This window comes from Streptomyces sp. TOM-9 (assembly GCF_056858595.1).
Genome location: NZ_JBXEQB010000001.1, coordinates 1,430,746 through 1,443,426, shown reverse-complemented (window position 1 = coordinate 1,443,426; position 12,681 = coordinate 1,430,746). Strand labels below are relative to the sequence as shown.

The window sequence follows — 12,681 nt, the reverse complement described above, 5'->3', positions numbered from 1 at the left end:
ACGGCGCTGCCCAGACTGCGCCGCAACCAGGTGGCCGCAGGCGCCCGCGACGACAGCGGGGTAGGGATACGGGCAGGCATGCCTGGCATGCTCCGTCACGCAACGCGCCCCCGGCCGTGCGACCGGCCGACGCTCAGGATGCGTTCAGGTTCCCGGTGGCACCGTCGGGTCCCATGACTACTGAGATGTCTGAGACTTCCGGCCCCTCCGGAGCCGCCGCCTCCGGGCGGCACATTCGGTGGAACAAGGTGCCCGAGGTCACCGCGTACTTCTGGGTGATCAAGGTGCTCTGCACGACCGTCGACACCGTCCGCCGCGAGGCCTTCTACTGGCTGGCAGTGCTGTTCACCTTCGCCCTCGGCACCGCCGCCGGCGATCTGGTCGCCGAGCGCATGAACCTCGGCTACTGGATCTCCGCCGGCCTGTTCGCCCTGGCGATCGCCGCAGTGGCGGTGGCCCACTTCGCGCTCGGGCTCAACGCGGTGTGGAGCTTTTGGATCGCCTACGTCCTCACCCGGCCCCTGGGCGCGTCGATCGGCGACTGCCTCTCCCAGCCCACAGCCGACGGCGGCCTGGGTCTGGGCACCGTGATCACCGGCGTCCTGTTCCTGGCCGTCATCCTCGGACTTGTCGTCCACCTCACGGTGACCCGGCGCGACGTCATCGAAGCCGACCACCGCCCTCTGCGGGCGAACTGACACAGGCCCACCCACCCCCAGGGACACGAGCACCTGGGCGCACGGCTCTGCCGGTGCCGGCCTGTCTGGAAGGCCGCGGTGGCCGCCCGGAGGGGTACTGCCACCGGGAGATGCTGGATGCGGTGTTCTATCTGGTCGACAACGGCATCAAGTGGCGGGTGATGCCCGCAGATTTCCCGGCGTGGGACCAGGTGCATGCCTTCTTCCGCCGTTGGCGCGACGGCGCGTTGGTCACCGAGCTGTACCACCGGCTGCGCGGCCGGGTCCGCGAACGGTCCGGGCGGAACCGCCGGAGCCGCGGCAGTCCCAGACGCAGCCCTTCGCGGCGATGACCGTGCCGCTCGCCGGGCATTGTCACAGGCGCGGGCTAGTGTGCTGCGGGACACACACGTAGCCCCGACCTGGGAGAGGGCTCGCATGGCCAAGTTGATCTACATGTTCAATGTGTCCCTGGACGGCTACATCGCCGACTCGGACGGCGATTTCGACTGGACGGTACCGGACGAGGAGTACTACTCCTTCATCAACGACGTGCTGCGGCCGGTCGGGACCTACCTGTACGGGCGCCGGCTGTACGACATGATGGCTGTCTGGGAGACCGACCCGTCCATCGCTGGCCAGTCGCCCGGGGCGCGGGAGTTCGCGGAGATCTGGCAGGCGGCCGACAAGGTCGTGTACTCCAGGACGCTGGAGTCGGCCTCCACCACCCGGACCCGGATCGAACGGGACTTCGACCCCGAGGCGGTTCGGCGGCTGAAGGCATCTTCCGAACGTGACCTCACCGTCGGCGGGGCCGCCCTCGCCGCCCACGCGATCGCCGCAGGGCTGGTGGACGAGTACCACCTGTTCGTCGGCCCCGCCGCGCTGGGCGGCGGCAAGCCCTTCCTCCCCGACGGGGCCCGGCTCCGCTTCGAGCTCCTGGACGAACGCCGGCTCACCAGCGGCGTGGTCTACCTCCGCTACCACACCTACACCCAGCCGTGAGCACCCGGTGCCGCCGGGCCGGGGCAGATCGGCTGCGCCGGGGTGCTCAGCCGGTCTGCCCCTGGAGGACCTGGCGGGCGTTTCTCAGCTGCCTGTCCCGCAGCGCGGTGCGGTGCTTGAGCACGTCGGGGTGATCGTCGAGCCAGCGCTGCTGCATCACGGCGAGTCTGGCGTAGGCGGTGCGCAGGTATCCGGTGGTCTGCTTGCAGTGGACGTCCGCCTTGGTCGCGGGGTGGGTACGGATGTCCGCGTCGGGCGGCAAGGCTCTGATCAGGTCGAGGGGGTCTTTGGCCTGGACGCGGTTGGTGAGCATGCACTGCCGCCAGCTCTCGTTCGCCTTGCGGAAGAGGGAGTCGTGCTTGAGCCACTTGAACGCTGTCTGCTCCCCTTCGTTGAGCTGCATCCGCAGTTCCGTCCACCGCACCCGGCCGTCGCCCAGCATGTGCTTCTCCGCCTCGGCCTGGCAGCCGCTCGCCGGCATGGTCACCTTGAGCAGCTTGCCCTTGACGGAGATCTCGTTTCCGGGTTTGCCGTAGAGGGCGCGGTTGAAGGCCTCTCCTTGCGGCTGCTCCGGTGGCGCCTGCGTCTGGCTGTCCGCCCCGATTTCTTCGAGGGTCTCGAGACCGAACGGCGTCGGGCGGGACACCGCCGCGTCACCCGCCTTCGCCACGGGAGCGGGCTTGAGGGTGAATCCGCGCTCGGCCATGCAGGCGACGAGGACCTGTTGCTGGGCGGTCGCGATCTGTTCGCCGCTCTGGGTCCAGGCGTAGAGCTGGGTGTAGATCGGCGGACGCAAGCCTTGTTCGGCCAGTGCGGCCGGGGACAGCGGACGATGGGGCCGGGGTTCGGGGTTTTGGGCCCTCGCGTCGGCCAACGCCCAGATCGTCGCGCCCGCAGTGGCGGTCAGGACGCAGGCGGCGACGTGCCGGCGAGTGCCGTGGAAGCTCAGTGCCATGTGAATCCTGTCGAGGTCCGGAACGTGCGGGCCCGGTTTGCGCCGGGCCCGCACGTTCCCCGAGGTCAGAAGCAGTCGGTTGACGTCCGGCCCGGGAGCGTCAGCCGGCTGGCCCGGTTCCGGAGGCCGGAGGGCAGCGGATCGCCGTTCTGCTTGCCCGGCTGGTCGACGGTGGAGGCGGAGTTGACGTAGTGACCGGGGTTCAGGCAGAACAGGAAGCCCGTTCCGTTGGTGTTGTCCCAGTAGTGGCTCTCGTAGTTCCCGGTGCTTGAATTGCTGGCCGAGTAGACGTTGTTGTCGACCGGGCGGTTGTGACCGACCCCGCTCACGTTGGCTTCGTCGAAGGTGTCGTTGGAGAAGTCCGGATCGGAGTTGAAGAAGGACTGCCGTGCGGAGTTGATGTCGGTGTAGAAGACGCAGTGGTTGCCGGAGGCGCAGTTGGGGCCGGCGGCCGAGGGGGACGCGCCGACCAGGCCGAGCGTGGCGGTCATGGCGGCCACTCCTGCGACTGCCGCGAGCCTTGTACGCATGTGCTGTCCTGCCTTTCCAGTGATCCGCTGATGGGTGTTCTGATCGCTTCCCGAGCTGAACCCGAGCTTCACGCTGTGTCCTTTCGCGTTCTCCACGACTCCGACGCCATCTCCACGGCGGGGGGTGCCTGTTGGACTGGCCGGCGTCGTTCTGGATGGGCGCACCCTTTCCTTCCTTGATCGGAGGGCCCAGGAGCCGGTGGCCCGGTACGGGAAGCGATCGTTGTGAGACGCGGTATAGGACCCGTATAAGTCCTGATGGGGATGCGTGCGGCAGGTGATCGGGCGTGGCTTCGGCCGGCTGCGCATCGCGGATCTTTGGGGCATGCGGCCAGGGGGTGCCGGCCCGGGAGGCCGCACCAGGCGGCAGTCCGCTGATCCACGTCGGTGCGGCGTCATACGTGGGTCGGACGGGCCGGCGCGGGTCTGCGTCGGAGGGCTGGTGTACCTTCGGGCCGCCGGCGTTGATCCGTGCAGCCTTGGGGGGCGGCCGAGTGGAGTTGGGGATTCTGGGGGATCTGGCGGTCCGTCGCGGGGGCTTGCCGGTCGACATCGGATCGCCCAAGGTGCGTCTGCTGCTCGCGGTCCTGCTGAGCAGGCCCGACCGGCCCGTGCCTTCGGAGCTCCTGATGACCGCACTGTGGGGCGAGCGACCGCCGCGCTCGGCGCGTAAGAACCTGCAGCTGTACGTCCATCTACTGCGCAAGGCCCTGGGCCCGGAGCGCATCGAACGGCAGGGCGACGGCTATCGCGTGGTGGCGGGTGATGCGCTGGACGCCACGCGGTTCGAACGGCTGGCCCTCCAGGCGGAGGAGGCACTGCGACAGGGTGAGACAGCGGGCGCGCAGGAGTTGCACGGTGAGGCGCTGCGGTGCTGGAACGGACCTGCGTTCGCGGAGTTCCTGGATACCGAAGCCGTCGCGACTCGGGCGGCCCGGCTGGAGGAGCTGCGTCTTGCCGTGCATGAGCGGTGGGCCGATTGCGGTCTGGCCCTCGGCAGGCATGCCGAGGTGGTCGTGGAGCTGACGGAGCTGCTGCCTCGGCATCCCTTCCGGGAGTCGCTCCGCGGCCAGCTCATGACGGCCCTGTATCGCTCGGGCAGGCAGGCCGAGGCGTTCGAGCTCTACCGGCGGACCCATACGCTGTACGGGACCGAACTGGGCGTCGAGCCCGGCCCGGGTCTGCAGCGCCTGCACCAGGCGATGCTCCGCGGCGATGAGGGCCTCATGCCCTCTCCGGTCCCCGTCGCGGCACTGGTGCCGGTCGGGGCCAACCCCTACCGGGGCCTGCCGGCGTTCACCTCCTCGGATCACGACCGGTTCTTCGGCCGCGACCGGCTGTGCGGGCTGCTGTGGGAGCGCGTGGAACGCTTCCCCGTGGTCGTCGTGTTCGGCGCGTCGGGATCGGGGAAGACCTCGCTGCTGGCAGCGGGCCTACTGGGCCGGATCCGGCGGGATACGTCCGCTCGGTGGCAGCCCGTCATGATGACGCCGACCGACCAGCCGGTGAAACAGCTGGCGGCCGCGCTCGCCGAGCACGACCGGCCCGCCGGTCAGGTGCTGCTGGTGGTCGATCAGTTCGAGGAATTGTTCACCGTGTGCTCCGATCCCACGGCACGGGAGGAATTCGTCGCCGGGCTGTTGGCGGCGTCCCATGCCGGAACGAAGGTCGTGCTCAGTGTCCGTGCGGACTTCTTCGTCCAGATGACCGGGCTGAGCGAGCTGGCGCCGGCGCTGATGAGCGAGGCGCAGCTGCTGGTCGGTCCGCCGTCGGCCGCGGAACTGCGGGAGCTGATCGTCCGGCCGGCGGATCTTGAGGGCTGCTCGGTCGACGTCGATCTGCTGGCCACCGTGGTGGCGGAGGCCTCCGGCGCTGCCGCCGCACTCCCGTTGGTGTCCCACGCGCTGCGGGAGGCCTGGCGCAACCGGGCCGGCCGCACCCTGACCCTCGCGGCGTACCAGGCAGGGGGCGGGATGCACGGTGCGATCGCCCAGACCGCCGAGCACGTCTACGCCGAGCTCGAACCCGCCGAGCAGGACCTGGTGCGCCGGCTCATGCAGCGGTTGATCAGCCTGGACGAGGACGGGGTGCGGGACGGTCGGCGGCGGGTCCCGCAAACCGAACTCGACGGGATGGGCCCGGCCGCGGCGGTCGCGGATGTGGTCGACGAGCTGGTGGCGGCGCGCCTGGTGGTCGTGGACGAGGATCGGGTGGAGATCGCCCATGAGGCGCTCATCGTGGCGTGGCCCAGGCTGCGGGCCTGGCTGAGCGAGGACCGCCGGCGCCTGGTCGTACGGCAGCGGCTCACCGCCGCGGCCCGAGTCTGGCAGCAGTCGGGGCGGGACGCCGGAGGGCTCTATCGGGGCTCCGGGCTGGCCGAGGCGCGCCCGCACCGCTCGGAGCTGAACCTTCTGGAGCGTGAGTTCCTCGACGCCAGCGAGGAGCTGGCCGAGTCCGAACTCGCCGCGGCGCGGCGCCGGGTCCGCCGGCTGAGGGTCCTGGCGATGGTGCTGGCGGTGCTGCTGGCGGCGACCGTGACCGGGGGCGGTGCCGCCTGGCAGCAGCGGCAGGTGGCACAGCGCGAGCACCTGACCGTCCTGGCCCATCAGGCCGCGCTCACGTCGCGCTCGCTGGTCGCCACCGACCCGGACGTCGCCCGGTCCCTCGCCCTGGCCGCCTATCGGCTGCATCCCGACGCCGACACCCTGGGCGCGGTGATCAGTACGTCGGCGTCCGCGCAGCCCAGCGTCGTACTCAACACGAACGGGCCCGCGTCGTTCGGCCTGGCCCTGTCCCCTCACGGCTCGTTGGTGGCCGCGGCCACCAGCGACGGCACCGTGGAGCTGTGGGATCCGAAACGACGCACGAGGCTGGCCTCCTTCACCGAGCATGTCGCCAAGCCGCTCCCCCAGGGGTTCTTCGCGCTGAGGGTGGCCTTCAACGCCGACGGTACCCGGCTGGCGTCCCTGGCCCGGTTGAACAATCCGAAGCAGCCGACCGGAGGCTCGGTCGTCGTGCGGGAGGTCCGGTCGAGGAAGGTGCTGTTCAAGCAGGTCGTGTCCGGCGACCTCAGCAACGGTCTGGCCTTCAGCGCCGACGGCACGGTCGTGGCCTACGGCACGGGCGAGGGCACACGGGTGTCCACGCTGGGCGGTGGCAAGGCCGTGTTCCTGCCCACCGGTATGCCCGCGGCACTCAGCCTGGCCGGCGATCAGCGCTCGCTCGCCGTCACCCGTACCGATGGGACGGTGGCCGTTTGGGACATCGAAACCGGTCGCCGTCGCTTCGAGCTGAACACCGAAGGCGCCCAGGTGGCCCGGTTCGGCTCCACATCCGATGTCCTGGCCACGGCCTCCGAGGAACACGGCATCAGGTTCTGGCGGCTGACCGGCCGCTCGGCCCGCCAGTTCGCCGACCTCCCGGTGCAGACGGCCTTCCCCTGGATGATCTCCGCGCCGGTCGGTGATCGGATCGCGATCGCCGACGAAGAGGGCATGATCTCGATCTGGGACTACCGGCGCCGCGAGCAGATCGCCCGCCACGCCGACCGCTACCGCTCGGAGACCATGGCTCTGGACCTGGCACCGGACGCGAGCACGGTGGTCTCGGGCGGCCTGGGACGCACCATCGTGGTGCGCCGGACGGCCCTTCCCTTCAGCGGTCACGGCGGCGCCGTGAACGACGTGGACGTCAGCCCCGACGGCCGGCTCGTCGCCTCCGCCGGCGACGACAGGTCCGTACGGATCTGGAATGCCTCCGGTGCTGCCGAACGGCTGCTGGGCGGACACTCCGACCATGTCAAGGCAGTCGCGTTCAACCCGGACGCCACGGTGCTGGCGGCCGTGACGCGCGACCACACCCTGACTCTGTGGAACCCGTCGACCGGGCGGCGCTACACCACCATCGCCTTCACCGGTATAGGCACCGGCACGGACGTCGCCTTCAGCGCGGACGGCAGCACGGTCACCGTGATGTCCCTGGGAGGAACGTTCCGCTGGAGGGTCAGCGACCCGGCACACCCCCGTCCACTGCCGGCGCCGGCCGGCCCGCGCACCTCGACCGCCATGGTCTACCCCGCTCGGGGCGGCCTCCTCGTCGCGAGCACACCGGCCGGCGGCATCGCCGTGTGGAGCACCGCCGACGACCGGCTGGTGAAGGCCTTCCCGGCCACACAGGGGTCCACGCAGGACATCGCGGCCACTCCGGCGGGCGATCTGATCGCCGCCGCCGGCTCGGACCACACGGTGCGCCTGTGGTCGACCCGGACATGGAAAAGCCGGGCCACCCTGACCGGCCACACCGCAGCGGTCGGTACGCTCGCCTTCAGCAGGGACGGGCGCCTCCTCGCCTCGGCAGGTGAGGATCACACCATCGTCGTCTGGGATGTACGAACCCACCGGCGCATCGCCACCCTCACCGGCCACTCGGCAGACGTGCAGGGCTTGGCGTTCACCCCAGACGGAACCCTGCTGTCCGCGGGAGCCGACCAGCGCATCATCCACTGGTCGCTGACCGCGACCGAAGCCATCCGGCGCATCTGCCGAGCCACCGCCCCAACGCCCACCGCGGCGCAACTCGACCGCCACCTCCCCGGCCAGGACACCGGCGCGCTCTGCCCGCAGCCCTGACCCGGGCACGCCGCCGGCGCGGAGTGCTCCCCTGTAAGCGGTCCGTGCCTGGCACCACCGCCCAGGGCAGCCGGCCGACCTTCGGAAATACCCGGGCTATACCGACGCAGGGCACGCTCGGCGCACCGGTCGCTCCCCCGCCGGCGAGCGCACGACGAGGGCCGTACATGGCTGCCCCCACCTCGGCCCTCATCGCGACCGCCATGCGGGCGACACACCGCGAACGCGGCCGTCCCGCGGCGCCCAGCCACAGCGGAAGGGCACCTGCCGTCCCATCGCCGCCCGCACACCCCGCCCCAGACAGGCATGAACACCAAAGAAGGAGACACGTTGCCATCCCTCATCCGCACGCTCAGCCCAGGGCTGCTCGGCAGACTGCTCGTGGCTGTTGCCGCCCTCGTCGTCCTGCCCTGGCAGGCCGCGGCGCCGGCCGCCGCGGCGGCCCCGCCCATCGCCTTCCAACTGCCCTTCACCTGCGGCCAGCAGTGGCGACTCGACAGCTGGGCACACGCACCCGCGCTCGACATGGTCCGCGAGCCCAACCAGGTCGGCACCGAAGGAGCACCGGTGCTGGCTCCGGCCTCCGGCACGGTCCGGCAGTCCTTCTACCACTCCAACGCCGGCAACGTGATCCAGATCAACCACGGGCAGCGCTACTTCACCACATACCTGCACCTGCAGAGCCGCGATGTCAGCGTCGGCCAGACGGTGCAGCGCGGCCAGCTGATCGGCCGGGTCGGCAGGACGGGGCCCACCTCGAACAACCACCCGCACCTGCACTTCGAGCTCGCCTACGACGCCGACAACAACGGATCCGCCACCTGGGGCAACTCCACCTCCGAACGGATCCGCCCCTGGTTCAACGGCGTCGAGTACGGCCAGGCCAACGGCCAGACCTGGCGGAACGTCACCAGCAACAACTGCGGCGGCACACCAGCGCCCACCTGCAGCGGCGTCAACCTCGACTTCACCGCGTACCCCCTCATCCAGCAGGGATCCACCGGCAGTCTGGTCAAGGCGGCGCAATGCCGGCTGATCGCCGCCGGACACAATCCGGGAGAACCGGACGGCGACTTCGGGCCCAACACCGAAACGGCGACGAAGGCCTTCCAGTCCGCCCGGGGCCTCACGGCCGACGGTGAGATCGGCCCCAGGACCTGGACGGCCCTGCTGTCGTACGGCTCGACACCGGCGCTGCAGAACGGGTCGACCGGCGCGGAGGTCAGCCGACTGCAGCGAGCACTGACCGCGGCACTCGGCCGCACCGTGGGCATCGACGGCGACTTCGGCCCCAACACCGAACAAGCCGTGCGCGACTACCAGACCACCCGCAGCCTCGGCGTCGACGGCGACGTCGGCCCGCAGACCTGGGCAGCCTTGCAGGCCGGACGATAACCACCCTCGTGGGCGGGGAAGCACGGCGACTCCGCCCACGACCGGCGTCGGATCGGCCGCGAGGACATCCGGTGCTTCAGAGAATCGAGGCCGGCGTCGCGGTGGTCCTGGAGGGGATCTAGCAGGAGGCGCCTTGACCCCGGATCTTGGACACACGAGACACTGGATCCTGAGGATCTGAGAACGGACATCTCGTGGTCATGAAGAACGATCCGCCGCAGTTCAAGGCGGACGCAGTCGCGCTGTACCAGTCGCGGCCCGAGGCGACGATCAGGTCGGTTGCTACCGATCTGGGGATCAACCCCGAGACCCTGCGCAACTGGGTCAGGGCGGCCGGAGCGAGCCGGCCGCGGGGACGCCGCGCGGAGGCACCGACCGAGCCGCCGACGCCGCTGGAGGCGGAGAACGCCGCTCTGCGCAGGAAGGTGCGCGAGCTGGAAGAAGAGCGCGAGATCCTGCGGAAGGCGGCGAAGTATTTCGCCGGGGAGACGCGCGGGTGAACCGCTTCCAGTTCGTCGCCGACCACCAGCGCCGTTACGGCGTGAAGCGGCTGTGCACCATCTTGGGCATTGCCCGCTCCAGCTACTACTACTGGCGCGCGACGGCCGCGGACCGGGCCGCCCGGCGGGCGTCCGACGCTCGTCTTGCTGCCCGGATACGGGTCGTGCACCGCGAGTCGGATGGCACCTACGGTGTCCCCAGGATCACCGCCGAGCTCCGTGAGAAGGGCGAGCGGATCAACCACAAGCGGATCGCGCGCGTGATGCGGAGCATCAATCTCGCGGGAGTGCGGCTGCGTCGCAGGCACCGCACCACGGTCGCGGACCCCGCCGCGGCGAAGGCCCCGGACCTGATCGGCCGGGACTTCACCGCCGCCGCGGTGAACATGAAGTACGTCGGCGACATTAGCTATCTGCCGCTGACCGGCGGTAAGTTCCTCTATCTGGCCAGGGTCATCGACCTTGCCTCCCGGCGCCTGGCCGGCTGGGCGATCGCCGACCACATGCGCGCTGGCCTCGTCATCAACGCCCTGCATGCGGCTGAACGGACCCGCGGCACCCTCGCCGGCGCCGCCTTCCACAGCGACCACGGGGCCCAGTACTACAGCCGGGCCTTCGCCGATGCCTGCCACGCGGCCGGCGTCACCCAGTCCATGAGCGCGGTCGGCTCCAGCGCGGACAGCGCACTCGCCGAATCGTTCAACGCGACCTGCAAACGCGAGACCCTGCAAGGCCGCCGAGCCTGGGACACCGAACACGAGGCCCACCTCGACCTCTTCCGCTGGCTGCACCGCTACAACACCGTCCGACGCCACTCCAGCCTCGGACAGCGCAGCCCGATCGCCTACGAGCGAACATCCCGAACAACATCAACTACGCTGGCCAAAGCCGCATAACCCGTGTTCAGGATCCGGGGTCAAGGCCCAGGCACGTGTGCCGCCTTTCGGTCACCGATCAGCGAGAACCGGCCGATGCCCGTGTCGATGCAGTCACACCCTTCCGGTGCGAACACGCGTTCCCGTAATCTCCCTTTCTGCATGATCAAGGGGGTCAGGCCTCCGGCCACCCGAGGGCAACACCCCCGTCATGGCACCGGCTGGCGCGGCTTCCGCGCGCATCCCGGGCCGGTAACCAGATGCCGAAGCGGCTTCCGCAACCGAGGGGACCATGTTGGACTTCGACACCGCAGCGTCGCGCCATGCCGGCCGTCGCATCGGCCTGCCGCTGGCGGTCGTGGCCGTGACCGCTCTCGCGGCCGGATGCGGCCCGTCGGAGGGGAAGCCGTCCGCGGCTCGCACGACGTCACCGGCCCCCCTCGTCGTGGTGACGGCTCACGCGAGCCCGTCGCGGTCCGAAGCCGAGCCGCGGGGCGGCGGAACAGGCGACGCGGGAACCGCCGCCTTCAAGGACGGTGTCATGGTGCGTGAGCCGGTGCTGAAGGAGACCGGCGACGCCTTCCGGGTCGGCGTCAGGGTCGTCAACACACACTCCGCACCGGCCAGGATCCAGGCCGTCATCCGGCTGACCGGACCCTGGGGGTACAACGCCGTGATTGATGTACAGACCGACGTTCTGGGGTACGGCGATTCCTACGACGGCGTCTACACCGCGCACGATGAGACTGCGGGTGCGGTGATCCCCGACCGGCCAACGGTCGTGGTGGTCGCGGTCACTCGAACCCGGGCGTGACGCCCTGCGTTTCACTTCACCGCCCTGGCCGCGGGCGCGCGGATACGCCGAGAAGCGGGTCTGCCGACGCCTAGCGCGCCGCTCCGTGGTGTCCTGCCCGCCCTGAACGTCCGAGATAGCAGCTGCCGTCCCGGCCCATCCGGCCTTCCCCCTCCCGGAAGCCGGCGGGGGAGGGCAGACTGGTGGGCATCTGTGTCCCTGCCAAGGCAGTGTGGTGGGGAGAGGGGCGCCGATGGGCAGCGCCGTGCGGAAATCCCCTCCGCGCCTTCGACGGCGCTGTGGACGCAGCGAGGGCGGATGGCCTGCTCGCCGCCCTGGAACAATCGCGGGACGACGCGGCGCGCGGCGCCCCCCTCAATTTCGAAGTACTGCAGGGTTGGCAGCAGCACGTCCTGGACACACCGCAGCCGCCACCGTTCCGAAGCCTGCCCGCCTTCGCCAAGGGCGGCCGGGAACGCTACGGCATCGCCCCGGACACCCGCGACCGCCTCGACGCCTGCCTGAGCGAGAGCGCAGCCGGCGGCGAGCAGCCTTTGCCCCTGACAGCCCGAGCCGCCCGCGCCTATCTCGACGTCTGCTTCTTCCATCCCTTCGACGACGGCAACGCCAGGTCCGCGTTCCTCGCCCTCGTCTTCGTGCTCGCCCGCGAGGGCGTCGCGTTGAACGGGGTCAGCTTGCTGCGTCGCATCGCCTTCCAGGCCGCCGACCCCCAGGACGCGCTGCTGCTGGCCCGGTACATCGACACCCACCTCGCGGATACTCGGCGCAGCCTCGCCGCCCTCGGCTCCTAGCCCGACCGGCAGGACGACACATGGCCCCCCGGCGACTGCAAACCTGCCCTGAAGACCGGCACAGGAAAGACTTTCCTACGCAAGACCCCATTCCGCCGGAAGAGCTGAGCGGATCTGGTGAGCGATGCGCGTCGGGGCGAAGGCCGCTGAAGCGACCGCTTGTCGTCTGTGCGGCACACTGATTGAGTGCCGCACAGGGAACGGCAGACGGATCAGCGCCTGGAGCGGGCCATTCTGGAGCTGCTGGACCGTCGTGCGCCGACCGCGACGATCTGCCCTTCTGACGCCGCGCGGGCGGTTTACGAAGGGGATGACGACGGCTGGCGCGCGCTCATGGAACCGGCCCGGCGAGCGGCCCGGCGGCTGGCCGCAGCCGGCGAGGTGGAGATTACCCAGGCCGGCCGTCCCGTAGAGCCGGACAAGGCCCGCGGCCCCATCCGTATCCGCCGCCTCCGCTGATCTGTCCCCGGGTCGGCCCGTTGCTGGTAGTCCGGTGGTCTGCCGGTCGTGT

Annotated in this window: 10 protein-coding genes and 2 pseudogenes; 10 read left to right on the top strand and 2 right to left on the bottom strand. The window is 70.3% G+C overall.

The features are described from left to right. Window positions 1-173 precede the first annotated feature (173 nt). The 3 genes from AC1VWI_RS06750 to AC1VWI_RS06740 all read left to right on the top strand — a co-directional run bounded on the left by AC1VWI_RS06750 (window position 174) and on the right by AC1VWI_RS06740 (window position 1,682). Window positions 174-698 (top strand): COG4705 family protein, encoded by a 525-nt coding sequence (locus tag AC1VWI_RS06750; RefSeq protein WP_499510016.1) that lies wholly within the window; start codon window positions 174-176, stop codon window positions 696-698. A 110-nt stretch (window positions 699-808) separates the two neighbouring features. Further along, window positions 809-1,030: a transposase gene (locus tag AC1VWI_RS06745; RefSeq protein WP_499510015.1), complete on the top strand. Its 222-nt coding sequence runs from the start codon at window positions 809-811 to the stop codon at window positions 1,028-1,030. Between the two features lie 85 nt (window positions 1,031-1,115). After that, window positions 1,116-1,682, top strand: a complete 567-nt coding sequence (locus AC1VWI_RS06740; RefSeq protein WP_499510014.1) for a dihydrofolate reductase family protein — start codon at window positions 1,116-1,118, stop codon at window positions 1,680-1,682. 46 nt (window positions 1,683-1,728) lie between these two features. On the opposite strand, the gene AC1VWI_RS06735 is transcribed toward AC1VWI_RS06740, so the two are convergent. Together AC1VWI_RS06735 and AC1VWI_RS06730 are read right to left on the bottom strand one after the other, a co-directional pair. Continuing rightward, window positions 1,729-2,637, bottom strand: a complete 909-nt coding sequence (locus AC1VWI_RS06735) for a hypothetical protein (protein ID WP_499510013.1) — start codon at window positions 2,635-2,637, stop codon at window positions 1,729-1,731. Between the two features lie 65 nt (window positions 2,638-2,702). Further along, a complete protein-coding gene (locus AC1VWI_RS06730) occupies window positions 2,703-3,128 on the bottom strand; it encodes a hypothetical protein (protein WP_499510012.1) in 426 nt (141 codons plus the stop codon). A gap of 326 nt (window positions 3,129-3,454) precedes the next feature. On the opposite strand from AC1VWI_RS06730, the gene AC1VWI_RS06725 reads away from it, so the two are divergent. The 7 genes and pseudogenes from AC1VWI_RS06725 to AC1VWI_RS06695 all read left to right on the top strand — a co-directional run bounded on the left by AC1VWI_RS06725 (window position 3,455) and on the right by AC1VWI_RS06695 (window position 12,629). Further along, entirely contained in the window at window positions 3,455-7,795 is a 4,341-nt protein-coding gene (locus AC1VWI_RS06725; RefSeq protein WP_499510011.1) for an nSTAND1 domain-containing NTPase, read from the top strand. A gap of 306 nt (window positions 7,796-8,101) precedes the next feature. Further along, window positions 8,102-8,581, top strand: a pseudogene (locus AC1VWI_RS06720) (M23 family metallopeptidase); the annotation flags it as partial. A gap of 141 nt (window positions 8,582-8,722) precedes the next feature. After that, window positions 8,723-9,190, top strand: a pseudogene (locus tag AC1VWI_RS06715) (peptidoglycan-binding domain-containing protein); the annotation flags it as partial. A 194-nt stretch (window positions 9,191-9,384) separates the two neighbouring features. Beyond that, a protein-coding gene (locus AC1VWI_RS06710; protein WP_499510010.1) for an IS3 family transposase occupies window positions 9,385-10,586 on the top strand; the annotation gives its coding sequence in 2 pieces (ribosomal slippage) (window positions 9,385-9,676 and window positions 9,676-10,586; 1,203 coding nt in all). Window positions 10,587-10,860: 274 nt separating this feature from the next. Beyond that, on the top strand, window positions 10,861-11,379 hold the full coding sequence (locus AC1VWI_RS06705) for a hypothetical protein (protein WP_499510009.1): 519 nt from the start codon (window positions 10,861-10,863) through the stop codon (window positions 11,377-11,379). Window positions 11,380-11,657: 278 nt separating this feature from the next. Next, window positions 11,658-12,170, top strand: a complete 513-nt coding sequence (locus tag AC1VWI_RS06700; RefSeq protein ID WP_499510008.1) for a Fic family protein — start codon at window positions 11,658-11,660, stop codon at window positions 12,168-12,170. 186 nt (window positions 12,171-12,356) lie between these two features. Next, window positions 12,357-12,629: a DUF3253 domain-containing protein gene (locus AC1VWI_RS06695; protein WP_499510007.1), complete on the top strand. Its 273-nt coding sequence runs from the start codon at window positions 12,357-12,359 to the stop codon at window positions 12,627-12,629. Window positions 12,630-12,681 lie beyond the last annotated feature (52 nt).